The 18,903-nt window shown below is 74.5% G+C and carries 16 protein-coding genes; 9 read left to right on the top strand and 7 right to left on the bottom strand.

Going from position 1 to position 18,903, the window contains the following annotated elements:
- Positions 1-82: 82 nt before the first annotated feature.
- Positions 83-460 carry a VOC family protein gene (locus tag CRP52_RS17505; RefSeq protein WP_097237271.1) on the bottom strand — a complete coding sequence of 126 codons (378 nt, stop codon included), beginning with the start codon at positions 458-460 and terminating at the stop codon, positions 83-85.
- 477 nt (positions 461-937) lie between these two features.
- Here CRP52_RS17505 and CRP52_RS17500 point away from each other — a divergent pair, with 477 nt between their 5' ends.
- The 9 genes from CRP52_RS17500 to CRP52_RS17460 all read left to right on the top strand — a co-directional run bounded on the left by CRP52_RS17500 (position 938) and on the right by CRP52_RS17460 (position 10,424).
- Positions 938-1,165, top strand: a complete 228-nt coding sequence (locus CRP52_RS17500; RefSeq protein WP_179852831.1) for a hypothetical protein — start codon at positions 938-940, stop codon at positions 1,163-1,165.
- 96 nt (positions 1,166-1,261) lie between these two features.
- Positions 1,262-2,992, top strand: coding sequence for a Rieske 2Fe-2S domain-containing protein (locus CRP52_RS17495; RefSeq protein WP_097237269.1), 1,731 nt, complete (start codon positions 1,262-1,264; stop codon positions 2,990-2,992).
- Positions 2,993-3,010: 18 nt separating this feature from the next.
- Entirely contained in the window at positions 3,011-4,099 is a 1,089-nt protein-coding gene (locus CRP52_RS17490) for a glycosyltransferase family A protein (RefSeq protein WP_097237268.1), read from the top strand.
- Positions 4,096-5,175 carry an NAD-dependent epimerase/dehydratase family protein gene (locus CRP52_RS17485; RefSeq protein ID WP_218893100.1) on the top strand — a complete coding sequence of 360 codons (1,080 nt, stop codon included), beginning with the start codon at positions 4,096-4,098 and terminating at the stop codon, positions 5,173-5,175. The genes CRP52_RS17490 and CRP52_RS17485 overlap by 4 nt, the downstream gene beginning before the upstream one ends.
- A gap of 92 nt (positions 5,176-5,267) precedes the next feature.
- Positions 5,268-6,290, top strand: a complete 1,023-nt coding sequence (locus tag CRP52_RS17480; protein ID WP_179852830.1) for a UbiA prenyltransferase family protein — start codon at positions 5,268-5,270, stop codon at positions 6,288-6,290.
- Positions 6,284-7,432 (top strand): endonuclease/exonuclease/phosphatase family protein, encoded by a 1,149-nt coding sequence (locus CRP52_RS17475; protein WP_097237266.1) that lies wholly within the window; start codon positions 6,284-6,286, stop codon positions 7,430-7,432. The genes CRP52_RS17480 and CRP52_RS17475 overlap by 7 nt, the downstream gene beginning before the upstream one ends.
- Entirely contained in the window at positions 7,425-8,441 is a 1,017-nt protein-coding gene (locus tag CRP52_RS17470) for a glycosyltransferase family 2 protein (RefSeq protein ID WP_097237265.1), read from the top strand. Before CRP52_RS17475 ends, CRP52_RS17470 begins: the two co-directional genes overlap by 8 nt.
- A 41-nt stretch (positions 8,442-8,482) precedes the next feature.
- On the top strand, positions 8,483-9,490 hold the full coding sequence (locus CRP52_RS17465; RefSeq protein WP_179852829.1) for a lysylphosphatidylglycerol synthase domain-containing protein: 1,008 nt from the start codon (positions 8,483-8,485) through the stop codon (positions 9,488-9,490).
- Complete coding sequence (locus CRP52_RS17460) at positions 9,465-10,424, top strand: aldo/keto reductase (protein ID WP_097237263.1); 960 nt, start codon at positions 9,465-9,467, stop codon at positions 10,422-10,424. The genes CRP52_RS17465 and CRP52_RS17460 overlap by 26 nt, the downstream gene beginning before the upstream one ends.
- A gap of 122 nt (positions 10,425-10,546) precedes the next feature.
- Here CRP52_RS17460 and CRP52_RS17455 read toward each other — a convergent pair whose 3' ends face one another.
- The 6 genes from CRP52_RS17455 to CRP52_RS17430 form a co-directional block, all read right to left on the bottom strand.
- Positions 10,547-11,524 carry a LuxR C-terminal-related transcriptional regulator gene (locus CRP52_RS17455; RefSeq protein ID WP_097237262.1) on the bottom strand — a complete coding sequence of 326 codons (978 nt, stop codon included), beginning with the start codon at positions 11,522-11,524 and terminating at the stop codon, positions 10,547-10,549.
- Positions 11,525-11,688: 164 nt separating this feature from the next.
- Entirely contained in the window at positions 11,689-13,308 is a 1,620-nt protein-coding gene (locus CRP52_RS17450) for a protein kinase domain-containing protein (RefSeq protein ID WP_097237261.1), read from the bottom strand.
- 12 nt (positions 13,309-13,320) lie between these two features.
- Positions 13,321-15,585, bottom strand: coding sequence for a bifunctional polysaccharide deacetylase/glycosyltransferase family 2 protein (locus CRP52_RS17445; protein WP_097237260.1), 2,265 nt, complete (start codon positions 15,583-15,585; stop codon positions 13,321-13,323).
- A 105-nt stretch (positions 15,586-15,690) separates the two neighbouring features.
- The gene (locus CRP52_RS17440; RefSeq protein ID WP_143685770.1) at positions 15,691-16,488 is read right to left on the bottom strand and encodes a hypothetical protein; all 798 of its coding nucleotides are present in this window, start codon (positions 16,486-16,488) and stop codon (positions 15,691-15,693) included.
- Positions 16,489-16,800: 312 nt separating this feature from the next.
- Entirely contained in the window at positions 16,801-17,832 is a 1,032-nt protein-coding gene (locus CRP52_RS17435; protein WP_097237258.1) for a hypothetical protein, read from the bottom strand.
- Entirely contained in the window at positions 17,829-18,674 is an 846-nt protein-coding gene (locus CRP52_RS17430; protein WP_097237257.1) for an RNA polymerase sigma factor, read from the bottom strand. The genes CRP52_RS17435 and CRP52_RS17430 overlap by 4 nt, the downstream gene beginning before the upstream one ends.
- Positions 18,675-18,903 lie beyond the last annotated feature (229 nt).

Here is an 18,903-nt window from a genome sequence, read left to right as displayed (position 1 = left end):
GATCGCATGGTGAACCTGGTACCAGCTGGAGATCTTCCCTGCGCAGGAAGTCGGCCGGGCCGACTTCCTGCGCTGTCGGCTGTCAGCCGTGGCTGGTGTCGATGACGCAGAAGCGGTTGCCGTCGGGGTCGGCGAGGACGACGAAGTCGGGGTCCTCGGGGTAGAGGTCCCAGTCCACCCGCTCGGCGCCGAGGGCGAGCAGGCGCTCGACCTCGGCGGCCTGGTCGGCGGCGTCGCCGGCGTAGAGGTCGAGGTGGACGCGGGGGTGCTCCTGGACGGGGGACTCGCTGAGGCCGAGGGCGATTTGGACGCCGCCGGCCGGGCCGTCGGCGGGGACGAGGACCGTCCAGTCGTCCTCGACCAGGCCGCCGCGCGGGACGTAGTCGAGGGCGGCCGTCCAGAAGGCGACGGCGCGGGACATGTCGGAGACACCGAGGACGAGGGAGCCGATCGTGAGCATGCCGCCATTGTGGCGGAGGCACGGTGTCCGGATGGTGGAACACGAGCGGGCCCCGGGGGCTGTCACCTTCCGACCTGACCGGAACAGGCCAAGCCGTACGTATGCGCAGGTCATCGGGGGTCGACCGGCTCCCCCGTCGGCTGGCCCGAAGGTGCCACGCGTTTCGTGCCACCCGGGAATCACTGCGTTCCTTCCGACGTGCGTGCGAATCTTGTCGCCGCTGAGGCCGCGGACGAGTGCGGCCCGAATCCCCCCGCGTCGATGCGAAGGACTTCCCCATGCCCACGTCCGTGCCCGTGAACCCCGCCTCCTCCGCCGCCCCGGTGGGCGACGGCTTCTCCTGGGGCTGACCGACCACCGGCCCCCCACGCCCCGGGACTTCCGGTTCACCTCGTCGGCGTCCTGCTGACCGCCACGGCACGCGTGTCGGCGGACGCCTGGCCGACCGTCGGGGCCGCCCTCTCGGCCCTCGACAGCGTGACGTCCGCCCGCGACGGCGTCGAGCACGCCCACGTCCACATCACCGACCGGGGCATCCGCCTGACGCTCTACCTGGCCGACTGCGACCGGGTCGACGCCGTCGGCCGTGCCGTCGCCATCGCCCACCGGGTCGTCGATGCCCCGCTGGCGCTCTGCGGCTTCGCCGTCGCGGACTTCAAGGTGCTCGACCGGCCCTCCGCCGGCCCGCGGCCCATCGCTCCCTGACAGTCACCGCCACGCCCAACGGCCCTTTTCCCCACCGCCGTTGCCTTCCTCCGGGGCCGCTTCCTCCTGCCGTCGCCCGCCTGACCTTGGAGACTCATGCGCATCACATCCGTCGGCCACGCCGGCCTGCTCGTGGAGACCGGTGCCGGGCGCATCCTGTGCGACCCGTGGTTCAACCCGGCCTTCTTCGCCTCGTGGTTCCCGTTCCCCGACAACGAGGCGATGGACACCGCCCAGCTGCACACCGCCGAGTACCTGTACGTCTCCCACCTGCACCACGACCACTTCGACGCCGAGTGGCTGGGCACCCGGATGTCCAAGGACACCGTCGTGCTGCTCCCCGACTACCCGGTCCGCGACCTGCGCACGGCCATGGAGGACCTGGGGTTCCGCCACTTCGTCCAGACCCGCGACCTCGAACCGACCGAACTCCACAGCGGCGTCCGGGTCATGGTCAACGCGCTCACCTCGCCGACCGACGGCCCGATCGGCGACTCCGCGCTGCTCGTCGACGACAACGGGACGCGCATCCTCAACCAGAACGACGCCCGCCCGGTGGACGAGCCCCGGATCCGCGAATTCGGCCCGCTCGCCGGGCACTTCCTCCAGTACTCGGGCGCGATCTGGTACCCGATGGTCTACGACTTCCCCGCCCGGATGAAGCAGACCGTCGGCCGCCGCAAGCGCCGCAACGGCATGACCCGCGCGCTCAACTACATCGAGCAGTACGGTGCCGAGCACGTCTTCCCGTTCGCCGGGCCGCCCTGCTTCCTGGACGAGGAGCTGTTCCACCTCAACGACCTGGACGGGGACGCCTCCAACATCTTCCCCGACCAGTGGGTCTTCCTGGACTTCCTGCGCGAGCACGGCGTGACCAACACCCACCTGCTGCTGCCCGGCACGGTGGCCGATCTCGGGCCGGACCGCAGCTGCCGGATCGAACAGGTCGAGGAGCGGGAGGTCGCCCGGATCCGGGACGACCGGACCGGCTACCTGCGCGCCTACCAGGCCCGCCGCGCCGACCGGATCCGCGCCGAGAAGGCGGCCTGGCCGACCACCCGCACCGACCTGCTGGCCGCCCTCCAGGAGTGGGTGGAGCCGCTGTTGCAGCACGCCGACCGCACCTGCGCAGGCATCAACGGGCGGGTCCTGGTCGAGGTGGTGGACGCCCCGGACAGGACGTCGGACGGTACGGACGCCCCCGCCCCCGCCTCCGCCCCCGCCCCCGCCCCCGCCCCCGCCCCCGCCGAGCAGATCCTCTTCGACTTCCTGGACCGCCGGGTACGCCGCTGGGCGGGCGAGGAGTGCCGCTACCGCTTCACCCTGCCCCGGCCGCTGGTGGAGCGGCTGGTCGCCGAGCGCTGCCCCGACTGGGCCAACGAGCTGTTCCTCTCCTGCCGCTTCAAGGCCGCCCGCAAGGGCCCCTTCAACGAGTTCGTGACCACCTTCTTCGCCTCTCTCTCGACCGAGCGGATGTCCTACGTCGAGGGCTACTACGCGGAGTCGGAGCAGACCGAGGAGCGGGCCGGGGCCGGCGACTACGTCGTCCAGCGGCTCTGCCCGCACCTCAAGGCGGACCTGGTCCGGTTCGGATCCCACCGGGACGGCGTCCTCACCTGCCGGCTGCACGACTGGGAGTTCGACCTGTCCACCGGGCGCTGCCTGACCAGTGACGACCGGAAGATCATCAGTGCGGCGCGGGTGGGCCCGCCCGGCAGTGACCCGGACCTGCCCGAGATCCCCGCCGCGGAGATCCCCGAAGCCGAGATCCCCGCAGCGGAGATCCCCGAAGCCGAGATCCCCGAAGCCGAGATCCCCGCAGCCTGAGCCCGAACAGGACCGTTCATGAGTGTTCCAACCAGCTCTCCCGCCGACCTTCCCGCCGCCCTTCCCCTGGTGTCCGTGGTCATCCCGCTCTACAACGACGCCCGCACCCTGCCCGCCTGCCTGGAGGCGGTGGCCGCCCAGACCTACCCCAACGTCGAGATCGTCGTGGTCGACGACGCCAGCACCGACGACTCCGCCCGGATCGCCGAACGGTACCCGTGCCGGCTGATCCGCCAGGAGACGAACTCCGGCCCGGCCGAGACCCGCAACCGCGGTGCCCGGGAGGCCCGCGGCGAGATCGTCTTCTTCCTGGACGCCGACGTCGGCCTGTCGCCGACCTCGGTCGCCTCCGCGGTCGAGCAGCTGGCCGCCGATCCGCAGGTCGGGTCGGTCTGCGGCATCACGGACAAGCACCCGCTGCTGCCCACCACCAAGGTCGGCGACTACCGGATCCTCCAGTCGTACTACTGGCGGATCAGCTCCGAGGGCACCGTCACCCCCTGGTTCTCCGCCCTGGCGGCGATCCGCCGGGCGCTGTTCCTGGAGTCCGGCGGGCTGAACCCGGCCCTGCGCCAGACCGAGGAGATCGACTTCGGCGTGCGGCTGTCCGCCACCCACCGGATCGAGCTCAGCTCGCAGGTCGTCGGCCGGCACAACGACGAGGAGCAACTGTCCGGCCTGGTCCGCAAGTTGTTCCGCCGGGCCCGGCTGCGCGTGCCGCTCTACGTGGACCACCGGGGCTTCATGCGCGGCTTCGAGACCCGCTCCCGCGCCGTCGCCGCGCTCGCCGCGGCCGGCGCGGTGGCCTCGCTGCCGCTGGCCCTGCTCTCCCCCCGCGCCCTCCCGGCCACCGCCGCCCTGGCGGCCGGCGCGGTGCTCGCCGACCGCGGCTTCCACGCCTTCCTGGTCCGCGAACGCGGCGTCGGGACGGCCGTCGCGTACACCGCCCTGCACTTCGCGGCCGGCGCAGCAGTGACCGCGGGCGCGGCGGTCGGGGCCGGGCAGTGGCTGCTCAGCCCGGAGTTCCGGTCGCTCTACCGGCGGCAGGCAGCAGCAGCCGCCTCCACCGACGCGGCAACCACCGACGCACCGGCGGGCCGGCCGTGACCACCAACCCCCAGGGCACCGGCACCCGCCCCCAGCAGCTCCTGCTCACCGGCGCCGCCGGCTTCCTCGGCAGCGCCCTGGTCCGCCGCCTCGGCAGCTCGCCCGACCACCGGATCATCGCCCTCGACCGCCGCCCGCTGCCCCCCGAACTCGCCGCCCTGCCCTCCGTGGAGACCGTGCTCGGGGACGTCCGGGACCGCACGCTGGTCGGCCGGCTGACCGCCGGGGCGGACGTGGTCGTGCACGGCGCCGCCGCGCTGCCGAGCCACCCGGCGGCGGAGATCCGCTCGGTGGACGTCGACGGCACCCGCACCGTCCTGGAGGCCGCCCGGAAGGCCGGCACCGACCGGGTCCTGCACATCTCCTCCACCGCGGTGTACGGGCTGCCGGAGCGGACCCCGACCCCGGAGTCCCACCCGCTCGTCCCGGTCGACCCGTACAACGCGGCGAAGATCGAGGCCGAACGGCTCTGCGCCGAGCACCGCCGCCGGGGGATGTGCGTCCCCGTGCTGCGGCCGAAGACCTTCATCGGCCCGGGCCGGCTGGGCGTGTTCGCGATGCTCTTCGACTGGGCGCTCGACGGCCGGGGCTTCCCCGTCCTCGGCGGCGGCCACACGCTCAACCAGATGCTGGACGTCGAGGACCTGTGCGACCTGGTGACGGCGATGCTGACCATGCCGGGCGAGCGGATCAACCGGGAGTTCAACGTCGGCGCGGCCGAGTACGGCTCGTTCCGCGAGGACTGCCAGGTCGTCCTGGACCTCGCCGGGCACGGCAAGCGGGTCGTGCCGCTGCCGCTCGGCCCCGCCAAGGCCGCTCTGCGCACCCTGGCGGCGCTGCGGCTCTCCCCGGTGTACGGACGGCTCGTCCAGAAGCTCACCCGGGACTCCTGCGTCGACATCACCGCGGCCCGCGAGGTGCTCGGGTTCCACCCGCGCCACTCCAACGCCACCGCCATCGAGCGCAGCTTCACCTGGTACCGCGCGAACCGGTCCGCCGTGGGCGGCACCACCGGCCGGACGCACTCCGACCGCTGGCGCGAGGGTGCCCTGCGCACGGTCAAGGTCCTCTTCTGACCGTGCACGCCCGGCTGCCGACGGCTTCTGACGGTCGTTCACGGCTGCCGACGGCTTCTGACCGCGAAGGTCCCACTGCGAAGGGAACGGAAGTGAGTACTGCGAGCGAGTACCGGGAGGGCGTCGCCGACCCGCCGGTCCATCCTCCCGACGGGTCCACCGGCCCGCCGCCGACCGAACTCCCGACCGGGCTCCCGCCCGAGCTCCCGGAGGAACCCGAGGCCGCGCGCGGCTCGCTGGTGCGCGGGCTGGTCCGGCTCGTCCGGCCGCACCAGTGGTCGAAGAACGCGGTCGTCCTGGTGCTGCCCCTGCTGGAGTCCGGGACGGCGCCGTGGCGGGCGATCGGCAGCGCGCTGCCCGTCCTCGTGCTCTTCGTGCTGGCCTCCTCGGCCACCTACGTCGTCAACGACCTCGCCGACCGGGAACGGGACCGCCGCCACCCGGTCAAACGCCACCGCCCGATCGCCTCCGGGGCCGTCCCCGTCCCGGCCGCGATCGTGCTCGGCGCCGCCCTCTACCTCGCCCTGCTGGCGGGCTCGGCGCTCGTCGGGGGCGCGGCGATCCCGGTGCTCGCCTACGCGGTGACCAACATCTGCTACAGCTTCGTCCTCAAGCACGTCTCGGTGGTCGACGTCTTCGTCATCGCCGCCGGCTTCGTGCTGCGGGTCTGCGCCGGCGCCATGGCGGCCTCGGTCACGACCTCCTCGTGGTTCCTGCTCTGCGTCTTCTCGGTCTGCATCCTGCTGGGATTCGGCAAGCGCCGGCACGAGCTGACCTCGGTCCAGAACGGGCCCTCGGAGCTGCACCGGCCGGCCCTGCGCGCCTACTCGGTGCCGTTCCTCAACAGCATGGTCACCTTCGCCGCATCGGTGACGGTGCTCGCCTACGTGTCCTTCCTGCAGAGCGACGCCGCGGCCGGCAGCATGCGCCAGCTGCGCATCCTGCTCTCCACCCCGCTGGCGGTCTTCGCCATCGCCCGCTACCTGCAGATCCTGCTGGTCAGCGAGGAGGGCGGCGAGCCGACCAGGACCCTCTTCACGGACCGGACGATGCTCGCGGTGGGCGGGCTCTGGCTGACCGGCTTCGCCGTCCTGCTGGCGGTGCAGTCGTGGTGACCCTCCGCCGGTTTCCGCAGCCGAAGCGCTCCTGGTTCCTCGCCGACCGGGCCGCCACCTGGCCGGTCCGGCTGCTGGCCGGGGCCGGCGCCCTCTGGCTGCTGTTCTGCCTGCTCCAGGAGGCGCTGGCCGGGCGGGTCTGGTTCTGGGTGGTGCCGGGAGCCGCGCCGCCGCCGGTGCTGCTCGGCGTCCCGGTGCTGCTGCTGGCGGCGGCCCTCGCCGTCCGGCTGCGCCGCAGCCGCAGCCGGGTCCGCTGGCCGGCGCTGATGGGCGTGCTCTCGCTCGCCGTCGGGCTGGACCAGTCCGGGCTGACCCTGGCCGCGGCGACGGCCGACCGCACGGTGCCGCCCGGCGCGATCCACGTCGTCGCGCAGAACACCGAGTACTGGGGTTCCGACGTGGACCCGGACCGCTTCTACGCCTACCTCAAGGCGCAGCACGCCGACGTCTACCTGCTCCAGGAGTACCTGCACTGGGACGAGTCGGCCGGCGCGGACGGCGCCCGGGAGGTGGCCGACACCGCCCGGCTGAAGCGGGAGTTCCCGGGCTACCAGGTCGTCACCCGGGGCGAGTTGGTGACGCTCTCCCGGTTCCCGGTGGTGGCGCAGCCGCCGGTCGGCCCGGACCGTGCGCTGCGGGCGGCCGGGGACGAGGACTGGGCGCACGTCTTCGCCGGGGCCAAGGTGCTGCGCACCGACCTCGCGGTGGGCGGCTCGGTGGTCTCCTTCTACAACGTCCACATGCTGGTGCCGGTCGCGTACGGGATGCCCCTGCAGGACTTCCCGGCGGACGTGCACCGCCGGCAGCGGGACCGCCGGGCGCAGTTCGACGGCCTGACCGAGGACGTCCGGGCCAACGCCAACCCGCTGTTCATCGCCGGGGACTTCAACACCAACGCCGGCATGGGCGACCTCAACGGGCTGCGCGGCCTCACCCAGGACGCGGCGGACGCGGGCGACACGGTCCTGCCGATGTCCTGGGACGCCGGCAGCCGGCACGACTGGTGGCGCTTCGACTGGGCGTTCACCGCGCACGGCGCCCGGACCCACCGCTACGCGCTGAGCAGCCCCGAGGGCACATCCGACCATCTCCGCCAGGACGCCTGGATCTCCGGGCCCGCTTCGGGAGGCACGCATGGCTGACACAGACGGGACCGACGCACGACCCACGGTGTCGGTGATCATCCCCAACTACAACTACGAGAAGACGATCGCCGCGGTCGTCGAGTCCGTCCTGGCCCAGACCCACCCCGTGCACGAGGTGGTCGTGGTCGACGACGGCAGCTCGGACCGCTCCCCGGAGATCGTCCGGGGGTACCCGGACGTCCGGCTCGTCACCCAGGCCAACGGCGGGGTGTCCGTGGCCCGCAACCGGGGCGCGAAGGAGACCACCGGGGAGATCCTGTTCTTCCTGGACTCCGACATCGCGCTGGAGCCGGACGCGATCGCCAACGCCGTGGCGCTGCTCCGGGAGCAGCCCGACCTCGGCTGCGTGCACGGGGTGGTCGGCAAGCGGGCGCTGTTCGACGACGGCCCGGTGGAGCGCTACCGCGTCCTGCACGAGCACTGGTGGCGCCGGCGCGCCACCGGCCGGGTCAGCACCGTCTTCTTCGCCATGTGCGCGATCCGGCGCGAGGTCTGGGAGGAGGTCGGGCCGCTGGACGAGACGCTGCGCGAGGCGGAGGACGTGGAGTACAGCGAGCGGCTGGCGGAGAGGTACCCGATCCTGCTGACCGAGACCGTCGCCGGCCGGCACGACGACGAGCACCGGCTGGGCGCGATGCTCACCGAGCAGTACCGGCGCTCGCAGCTGCTGGTGGCCTTCGCCGCCGCCCACCGTTTCCGTCCGGGAGCGCTCAAGGCGAACCGGATGCCGGGCGTCCTGGCCACCGCCGTCACCTGGGGCTCGCTGCCGCTGCTGCTGCTCTCGCGCAAGGCGGCCGTCGGCCCGGCGCTGGGCCTGGCCTGGTTCGCGGTGGCGGACCCGGGGCTGGCCCGGTTCGTGATCAGGGACCGGGGGCTGCGGTACTACCCGGCGTTCGTCGGCTACCACTTCCTGCTGCACAGCGCGCTGGTGGCGGGGGTCGCGCGGGGCGCGGTGCGGGCGCTCACCGACCGGGACTTCCGGCGACCGCGGCACGGGGCGTCATGACGGCTGCACCGGGGGCGGACGGTACGGAGGTGCCACCGGGTGTGCCCCAGGCGGCCCCACCGCGGCCCGCCCGGCCCGCCCGGCGTCGCCTGCTGACCGCCGTGCTCCTGCTGGCCGGCCTCGCGGGCCTGTTCGCGGTGGCCCGCAACGACGCCTGGAGCCTGCTGGCGACCATGGCCGACGGCCGCTCGCTGGCGCTGCTGGCGGTGGCCGTACTGGCGAACGTCGGCGGGCTGCTGCTCGGCCTGCTGTCCTGGCGGGCCGTCCTGGACGACCTCGGGCCGCCCGTCGGGCTGTTCGGCAGCGCCCGGATCTTCTTCTGCGGGCTGCTCGGCAAGTTCCTGCCGACCCCGGTCTTCGGGCTGCTCGCGCACATCCAGCTGGGCGCCGAGTACGGGGCCACGGCCGGGCGGATGGTCACCACCTACGTGGTCAGCCTGGGGATCACCCTGCTGACCGCCTGCCTGGCGGCGCTCGGCATCGCGCCCGCCGTGCTCGGCGGCAACACCTGGTGGCTCGCCCTGCCGGTGCTGGTGCTGCTCTGCTTCGTGGTCCGCCCCGGGCTGATCGGTGCGTCGGTGGAGTACGGTGCGCGGCTGTTCCGCCGCCCGCCGCCGACGGCCCGGGTCTCGGCCCGGGCGGTGCGGGTCTCGCTGGTCCTGGCGCTGCTGTCCTGGTTCTCGGCCGGGCTGCACCTGTGGCTGATCGTGCTGGCCCTGGACGGGCCGGCCGCCCGTTCGCTGCCGGCCTGTGTCGGGGGCTTCGCGCTCGCCACCGTCGCCGGGACCATGACGATCGTCCTGCCGGACGGCCTGGGGGCCCGGGAGATGGTGCTGGTGCTGTCGCTGTCCACGGTCGTCCCGGTCTCCACCGCGGGCGCCGCGGCGATCGTCTCCCGGCTGGTCTGCACGGTGGCCGAACTGGGCACCGCCGGGGTAATGATTCTGCTGACCCGGTCGCGGCGGGCCCGGCCCGCGGGCGCGGCCGGCTCCACCACCACCGATCCCCTGGGAGGGAAGACCGATGCACTACCGCAGCCTCGGCGTTGACGGACCGTCGGCGAGCGCGCTCTGTCTCGGCGCGATGACCTTCGGCACCACCGTCGACGAGGAGACCGCGACGGCGATCCTGGACCGGTTCACCGAGGCCGGCGGGACGTTCGTCGACACCTCGAACAACTACGCCTTCTGGGCGGACGGTGCGGACGGCTTCGAGAGCGAGGAACTGCTCGGGCGCTGGATCGCCCGCCGCGGCAACCGCGAGGAGCTGGTGCTCGCCACCAAGCTCGGCGCCCGCCCGGTGCCCGGACTCCCCTTCCCCGAGCACATGGAGGGCCTGTCCGCCCGCGCCGTGCGCGAGGCGGCTGAGGGCAGCCTGCGCCGGCTCGGCACCGACCGCCTGGACCTGTACTACGCGCACGTGACCGACCCGGCCACCCCGGTCGAGGAGACCATGGGCGCCTTCGCCGCCCTGGTGGCCGACGGCAAGGCCACCGCCCTCGGCTGCTCCAACCACAGCGCCGCCGAACTGGACGAGGCCAACCGCCTTGCCGCCGAGCGAGGTTGGCCCGGCTACCGGTGCATCCAGCAGCGCCACAGCTACCTGCGGCCGCGGCCCGGCGCGGACTTCGGCATCCAGAAGCACGCCGACGAGGCACTGCTGTCGCACCTCGCGCAGCGGCCGGAGCTGACGCTGCTCGCCTACTCGCCGCTGCTCGGCGGCTCGTACTGCCGCCCGGACCGGCCGCTGCGCGAGGAGTACGCGTGGCCGGAGGCGAAGGCCCGGCTGGCCGTGCTGGCGGAGGTGGCCGAGGAGAGCGGCGCCACCGTCAACCAGGTCGTGCTGGCCTGGCTGCTAGGGCACCCCGTCCCCACCGTCCCGGTGGTCGGGGCCAGTTCGGTGGCCCAGCTGGAGGAGAGCCTGGGGGCGCTGGACCTCGTGCTCGACGAGGAGCAGCGCCGACGGCTGGACGACGCGGCCTGACGAACCGCCCGACGAACCGCCCGACGAGCCGCCCGACGAGCGGCCTGACGAGCGGCCGGCCGTCGGGGCCTGTCGTGCGGGACAGGCCCCGGCCCACCGCGCACCCGCCTACCGGGGCCGGCTCACAGCCACCCCTCCTTCGCCGCCCGGACGCCCGCCTCGAAGCGGCTGCGCGCGCCCAGCCGGGTCATCAGCTGGGAGGCCATCCGGCGCACCGTACGAAGCGAGAGGCCGAGGCGCCGCGAGGCCACCTCGTCCGTGCAGCCGATGCCCAGCAGGAGCAGCAACTCCCGTTCCTGGGGCGTCAGATCGTTCTCGTCCCGGCGCGGGTCCTCGCCGAACGGCGTGCCCGCCGCCCAGAACTGCTCGAACAGCAGGGCCAGCGCGCTCACCACGCCCGGGGTCCTGACCTCCAGGGCGCCCGCCCGGGCGTCCGCCGGGTCGATCGGGACCAGCGCGGTCTCCCGGTCCACCACGACCAGCAGCAGCGGCAGGACGGGCACCGTCCGGGCCTCGCCGCCGAGCCGGGTGAACCAGCGGACGTACTCCAGCGTCGCCTGGTCGTTGCGGAAGCTCTCCTGGTAGATGCTCCTGATCCGCACGCCGCGCTCCAGCGCCTGCCGGTCCAGCGGCTCGCTGGCGTCCATGGTGTCCGGCAGCTGGGCGCCGCCCGGGACCAGGGACAGGCACTCCCGCTCGGCGGTCGAGGCCAGGTCCTCCAGCCGCTTGCGGACCATGTCCAGGCCGTCCAGCCGGTGGATGATCTCGTGCCGCGAGGCCCGGTTGGCGTTGAACCGGGCGCTCAGCGCGGTCACCGCCTGCTCGGCGGACTCGATCTGCCGCTGGCGCCGGCTGAGGTCCGCGGTGGCGCGGGAGAGCAGGAAGCCGAAGCCGACGTCCGGGTTGAACGGCACGACGTCCCGGCAACTGTCCTCCAGGTGCACCAGGTCGAGCTCGGCCAACCGGTTCAGTGCGGCCCGTACCCGCTCCTCGCTCCACCCCAGCCGCTCGGCCATGTCGCCGACCCGGAATCCCGGTTCGTCGACGAGCAGCCGGTACACGGCCTCGGCCTCCGGTTCGATGCCCAGAACTTCCAGCACAGCAATTCCCCCGTGTGATCACCGTCCGGTTCTCCATGGGAGGCTAGGCCAGGCTGCCAGGTAGGTCTATACCAATTCTCACGCCGGGCCCTCGGACCCGGCGGCTCCGACGGCCCCGGCTCCGTCAACAGGGTTGCCCACAGCCTGTGGACAACCCCGTCCCGTCAGTCGTCCGGGTTGTCCGCCGTCGCGTGGAGGGTGGTGAACAGGGCCGAGAGCCGGGCGTTCCAGTTGGCGTTGGTCAGCGGGTCGATGGAGTGCTTCTTCGCCAGGTCGCGGATCACCTTCTGGGCGCCCTTCAGGTCCTGCGCGGCCTCGTCCGGGTTGCCCTCGTTGAGGCGGGCGGCGCTGGTGTCGAGGATCCTCAGCAGCTCCGCCTGCTTGTCGCGGTCCTTGGCGACCTGGGCCTGGGCCACCGCCTGCCGGAAGGACTGCAGCTGCAGCGCGGCCGGCTGGTTGCGCGGGACGGCCTGGGTGGGCGCCGCCGGCCCGGACGGGGTGGCCGCGGTGGCGGCAGCGGTGGGCGTCGCGGCGTTGACGGAGGTCGCGCCCGGGGTGGCGGGCGCGCTGGCGGCCGGCTTGACGGGCTTGGCGGCGGCGTTGCCGGCCGGCTCGTCGAAGGCGGTGAGCGCCAGGGCGGTGACCCCGGCCAGCCCGGCCACCCCCAGCGCGCCGAGCACCAGGGGCTTGCGGCGGCTGCCCCGGGCCGGGGCAGGGACGGGCACGAACCCGGGCGCGGAGGTCGGCGCGAACCCGGACCCCGGCGCGGCGGGCACCGGCGCCATCACCGAGGTGGCGGCCGGGGGCTGCGGCGGGAGCAGCGTGGTGTGCTGCTGGTTCGGCGGCACGGCTCCGGGCTGCGCGGCGGACCCCGACGGCTGGACGGCGCCGGGCTGCGGAACCGGCGGCAGCAGCTGGGTGGCGGCCGCGGTGGCGAGCAGTTCGGCCGTCGGGTCGCCGACCACCAGCCCGGGGACGGTGGCGAGCAGTTCGGCCCGCGCGGCGGTGGCATCCGCCGGTCGGTCGGCCGGGTTCTTGGCGAGCAGCCGCAGCACCGCCGCGTCCAGGGCGGGCGGCAGGCCCGGGCGCCGCGCGGACGGCGGCAGGGGCTGCTCGCTGACGTGCTTGAAGGCGATCGCCACCGGCGTCTCGGCGGTGAACGGGGTCGCGCCGGTGAGCATCTCGGTCAGCACGCAGCCGACCGCGTACAGGTCGGTCCGGCCGTCCAGCTCCGAGGCGGTGGCCTGCTCGGGCGAGAGGTAGGCGGCCGTGCCGAGCACGCTCGCGGCCTGGGTCAGGTTGCTGGAGGAGCCGGCCCGGGCGATGCCGAAGTCGACGACCTTCACCCCGCCGTCGTCGGTGATCATGATGTTCCCGGGCTTGATGTCCCGGTGTACCAGCCCGGCCGCGTGCGCGACCGCCAGCGCCTCGCAGACCGCCGTCGCGACGCCCACGGCGCGCTCCACCGGCAGGGTCCGCTGCTCGGCCAGCAGGGCGGCCAGCGAACGGCCGTTGACCAGCTCCATCACGATGAACGGGGTGCCCTCGTCCACGCCCGAGTCGAAGACCATCACGATCCTCGGGTGCACCAGCATCGCCGCGTGCTGCGCCTCGCGGCTGAACCGCTCGGCGAAGCGCGGATCGTCGGCCAGACCCCCGTTGAGGACCTTCACGGCGACCTGACGGCCCAGCACCCGGTCCACCCCGCGCCAGACGGTGGCCATGCCGCCGACGCCGAGTATCCCGACGAGTTCGTAACGCCCGTTCAGCGCCCGTCCGATCACCTGGAGCTCCCCTCACGTGCCCTGCCCGGGGTTCCGGGCCGCCTCGTGCACCCGTGCACGATAGCCGTCGACGCCAACGGGCTCCGGCGGAGTTCCCGGCATCGCCGCGGGCTGCCCGCCGGCCGGCACCCGCAGGCTGCCGTAGCGCTGCATCCGCTGCCAGCGCAGCCGGGAGCCGGCCAGTGCGGTGAACACCGACTGGATCACCACCAGGTACATCAGCTGCCGGTACACGAACTGCTGCAGCGGCAGGCTCCACAGCGGCCCCGGCCGCTCCCTGTCCAGCCGGAACGCGTACGCCCCCATCAGCACCTGGACCAGCAGGAACGCCGCCCACAGGCCGACGATCCGGACCGGGTCGAGGAAGGCCAGCCCGTACAGCGCGAACACGTCCACGACCGGGGCGAGCAGCGGCAGCAGCACCTGGAACACCAGCAGGTAGAGCAGGCCGCGCCGGCCCAGCTTGCCCGCCTGCCCGCGCTGGGCGAGCGCCCCGCGGTGCTTCCACATCGCCTGCAGCGTGCCGTAGCACCAGCGGTAGCGCTGCCGCCACAGGGCGCTCAGCGAGGCGGGCGCCTCCGTCCAGGCCCTGGCCCGCTCCTCGTACACGACCCGCCAGCCGTCCCGGCACAGCGCCATGGTGAGGTCGGTGTCCTCGGCCAGGGTCTCCTCGCCGACGCCGCCGACGGCCAGCAGCGCGGAGCGGCGGAAGGCGCCGACCGCGCCGGGCACGGTGGGCATGCACTCGGCCAGGTCGAACAGCCGGCGGTCCAGGTTGAAGCCGACCACGTACTCGATGTGCTGCCAACGGCCCAGCAGACCACCGCGGTTGACCACCTTGGCGTTGCCGGATACGGCGCCGACGGCGGGGGCGGCGAACGGCTGCACCAGCATCCGGACGGCGTCCGGTTCGAAGACGGTGTCACCGTCGACCATCACCAGCAGTTCGGCCCGGGCGGCCGCGATGCCGGTGTTCAGCGCGGCCGGCTTGCCCGCGTTCTCCTGCCGGATCACCCGGACGTACGGCAGGTCCAGCGACTCCACCAGGTCGGCGGTGCCGTCCGTGGAGCCGTCGTCGACCACGATCACCTCGACCGGGTGGTCGGAGGCCAGCAGCGAGCGGACCGCCGCCTCGATCCCGGCGGACTCGTTGTACGCCGGGACGATCACGCTGACCGGCTCGGTGACCGGCGGGCCCCAGCCGCGGCGGCGCAGCCGCTTGTGCCGGCGGGCCGCGTACAGCACCACGACCGCGCGCAGCACGCTGACCGCGCCCGCCGCCCAGAGCAGCCAGCCCAGCACCGCGAGCACCAGGTCGCCGCCGCGCAGCAGCCAGACCAGGGCCAGGCCCTGCCAGTGGTCGCCGGCCCCGGCCGGGTGGACCGGATTCGGCAGGCCGACGGCCTCGCTGACGGTCGTGAAGCGCAAGCCCCGGCCCTTCAGGGCGGTCAGCACGCCGTCCAGGGCGGCGACGGTCTGCGAACGGTCACCGCCCGCGTCGTGCATCAGCAGGATCTGCCCCTGGTCGCCGGGCCCGGCGGTGGCCGCCTTGACGATCTCGGGCACGCCCGGGCGGCGCCAGTCCTCGCTGTCCCGGGTGGTGAGCACCGTCAGGTAGCCCTCCCGCCCGGCCTGCCGGACGGCGGACCAGCCCGGGTCGTCCACGGCCTCGGGGGTGGACGAGTACGGCGGCCGCAGCAGCGAACTGGTCACGTCGGCGGTGCCGGCCAGGGCCAGCTGGGCCTCGCGCAGCTCCAGGGTGCGGCGCCAGGCGGGCGCGGCACCGAGGTCGGTGTGGGTGAAGGTGTGGATGCCGATCTGGTGGCCCTCGGCGACGATCCGGCGGACCAGCTCGGGGTGGGCGGCGGCCTGGGTGCCGACCACGAAGAAGGTGGCGTGGACGCCGGCCCGGTGCAGCACGTCGAGGACCTGCGGGGTCCAGCGCGGGTCCGGGCCGTCGTCGAAGGTGAGCGCGATGGTGCCGGGCGCGGGCGCGGCCGTCCGGGGCTGCCCGCCCGCGCTGTCGATCACCGGGCCGCCGGTGCGGATCGCCTCCGGCACGGTGGCGGCGGAGGCCGGGGCGGCGGACTGGTCGGGACGGTCGTCGTACAGGTGCTGGGTGTAGCCCTGGAACAGCAGGGTGGCGGCCAGGGTGAGCAGCAGGGCGGTCAGCAGGAGCCAGTGTGTGCGCAACGGGCCCTGGCGGACCACGCCGCGCCGGCCCCGGCGGCTGTTCCGGACGGGCGGGGCGGCTCTTCGGCGGCGGGCGGTGCTCATGGGGGTGGCTTTCCGGGAGGCGGGCGAGAGGCGGCAGGGCACGGCGGAGGGACTCGGCGCGATCGGGTCGGCGGGTGCGTGACGGGCCCAGGGCGTCCGGCGGGGTCAGGGGGTCGGGGCGGGCTTGTTCGGCTTGTTGCCGGAGTTGCCCGGCGGCACGGTCGGGCGCCCGTGGCCGGGGGTCGGGGCGGCGGTGGGACCCCCGGCGCCGTTGCCGTTGCCGCCCGGGGACGGCGCGGACGCGGTGGGCTCGGGGGTCGGGGTGACGTTCACGGGGACGGGCGGAGCCGCCGTCCGGCCAGGGGCCGCCGAGGTGGCGGGGTGGGAGGCGGCCGTCGTCGGCTGGGCCCGGGCGGGCTGGACCGAGTCCGGGCGTTCCGTGCCCAGGTCCGAGGGTGTCGGCGCGGCCGGGGAGGGGGCCTGCGCGGGCGCGCCGGCCGCCGGGGCCTGCGGCAGCGGCAGGAACGGCGCGCTGACGGTGGGCCCGCCGAGCACGGTGCTCACCAGCAGGCAGAGGTAGCCGGCGGCGGGGACGGCGAGCAGCAGGCCGAGGTGGCGCACCCGCCGCTGGCGGCGGCCGGAAGAGTCCACGAACACGGGGGCGGCGGTGCTCCCGGCCGCTTCGGCGTGCTCCACGGGCACCTCAGCGGGCGCCAGGAGGCCGGGTGCGTCCACGGAGGTCTCGGGGTCCACGTACACCGGGAGGACGGCGGTCGCGGCCGTCGCGGCCGGCACCGCGTTCTCGGCCGGCGCGGCGGCCTCCGGGGCGCGGGGGCGGCCCACGGCCGCCATGTACGCCGGGACGAGGGCGGGCGCGGCGGCCTCCGGGGAAGGGGAGGCGGCCGGGGAACCGGGCAGCGGTTCCCCGACCGCCGGCTCGTGGTCGTGCAGATCGACGGTCACGATCGGGTCCACGTCCGTTCTGGTCGCACGGGGTGTGCGGCCCGCCCTGACTGCGGGCGGGCGGGCCGCACGGTTCCGGGCCCACCGGGCCGGCGGCGCGTCCGGGGTGACGCCTTGCCGGTCCGGCCGGGGCCGGCCGGGTGGACGGCGGGCACGGGGGAGCCGACCGGCCACCCGGAGTTTCGGGTGGTACTGCTTCCTGCTGTCCTGCTCCTGTCGTTCCTGCGTCCTGACAGGTCCTGCGGGTGGTCCGGTCCGGATGAGCGGCGAGCCCGGGGGGAGTCGCTCGCCGCCCATCCGGAGATCAGGGGGTTACCTCTCGGCGGCGGAACCGTCGGGATGGTCGGGCTTGCTCGGCCGTACGGCCGGCGGGGTGGGCACGGCCGGCACGGACGGGACCGTCACCCCGGGCTTGCCGGGCTTGGCGCCGCCGTTCGCGTTGCCGTCCCCGCCGCCCTTGGTGTCGTTCCCGGTGCCCTTGCCGTTGCCGGAGCCACTGCCGGAGCTGTTGCCGGAGCCGCTGCCCTGGGTGCTGCCGTCGGCCCGGCCGGGATCGTGCGACGGCGCGCCGGCGCCCGGACGGCTGTCGCCGCCCTGGGCGGCGAGCCCGTCGACGCAGTACCGCTCCACCTTGTCGGCGCCGCCCGCCGCGTCGACCAGCGGTCCGAACTGCGACTCGGCGGCCAGCTGGCCGGGGTGCTCGCCCTTGCCTTCCCGGTCGGTGAAACCGTGGCAGAGGGCGGCCAGTGCGGGCGCGAGCGGCTGACCGCCGTGCCCGTCCGCCGAGGGGGTGCCCTGCGTCGGGGACGCGGACGGTCCGACCGGCTGCGCACCGGCCCCGGACGGCTTGACGGAACCGTCCGGTGCGGCGCCTCCGGCCCGGAAGCCCGCGGTGGCACCGGGGCCCGAGGAACTGCCGAGGGCGCCGCCGGCCGAGAGCGTGTGCTCCGGCTCGGTGGAGCCGCCCACCGACAGGTTCCCCGTCCCGGCGGCGACCGCGACCCCGCACAGCGCCGTGGCCCCGAGCACGGCGGCAGCGGCCTTCGTGCTGAAGGCCCTGGCGAGGGCGGTGGTGGCCATCGGTCGTCTCCGGACGGGGTTGACATCGACTACGGGATCGGGCGTGAGACTCGCCTCCCGGAACGCGGCCAGGGCGGCCTCCTCCCCGGCCAGTTCCCCGGCCGTCGCGGGAGCGGCGGCCGCGGCCAGCACCCGGGCGAGCTGCCCGGGACCGTCCGGTCCGGTGAGCGAGGCGTCCTGCCCGGCCGACGTGCCGCCCACGGCACCGCCGAGCAGCTGCTCGGCAGTGTCACGGTCGATCCGACGGGATCGGTTGGTGCTCATCTCATGTCCTTCAGCGTCGCGGCCCGGCGTCCTGTCACACCTTGCGGAGAATTTTTTTTCGCGGACTTCCCCACGGGGTCCGCCGGGTCCGTCGCGGGGTCTCCGTCACCCGTCGCGGGGTTCCCCGCCGTGTCCGGGCCCGGCGCCCCGGCCCGGCGCGCGGCGGGGATCCCGACCGCGCCCGGCTGCTCCAGCAGCTTGGCCAGCCGCTTCAGCCCCCGGTGGGCGGCCATCCGGACGCTGCCCGCCCGTTTGCCGAGGACCCGGGCGGCGCTCTCCGCGTCCAGCTCCATGACCACCCGCAGCAGTACCGCCTCCGCCTGGTCGGGCGGCAGCCGGGAGATGAATGCCAGCGCGTCGGCGGTGCCGACCGCGGTCAGCGCCGCACCCGCGGTGTCGTCCCCGGCGGCCAGTTCGGCCAGGTACTCGAAGGGCAGGTCGGCCACCGGACGGCGACGGCGGGCCCGCAGGTGGTCGAGCGCCCGGTGGCGGGCGATCGTGGCCGCCCAGCCGCGGAAGCCGTCCCCGTCGCCGGAGAATCCGCGCAGGTCTCGGGCGATCTGCAGCCAGGTCTCGGAGGCGATGTCCTCGGCGTCCTGCATGTCCTCCGGCCGGCCGCCGACCAGCACCCGCAGGTAGCGCAGCAGCCCCGGCTGGACGGTCCGGAACAGCAGCCGGAACGCCTCCTCGTCCCCGCCCTGCGCGGCGCGGACCGCTTCGGCCAGGTCGGGGGGTGTGGGGGCCGGGCCCGGCGGCGGATCGGAGGGGGGTACTGGTCCGGGCCGTCCGACGGAACTGCCGGTGCCCGCTCCTGGGCGTTCTGCACTCTGCACCCGCCACATGATGCGCCATGCGGGGGCCCGGGTCGGCGCCCCCGGCAGCCGGTCGTACCCGTACGCGCCGCGCGCGCCGGGGCGCGAGCTGTCACCGCTCCCTCCGGAGCGCTGAAAGAAACCGCAGGTCAGAGGCGGTATCACGGCGCGCACCATGACAGCTGTCACACGGATCCCGCAACGGACGGCACTGCTCCGGCGCAGGGCCGGCCGGAAAAACTGGAGGCACGACGCGGGC

The organism is Streptomyces sp. 1331.2, assembly GCF_900199205.1.
GTDB lineage: Bacteria > Actinomycetota > Actinomycetes > Streptomycetales > Streptomycetaceae > Kitasatospora.
Note: the sequence above shows the minus strand (reverse complement) of the source record. Positions and strands in the feature narration are given on the sequence as shown.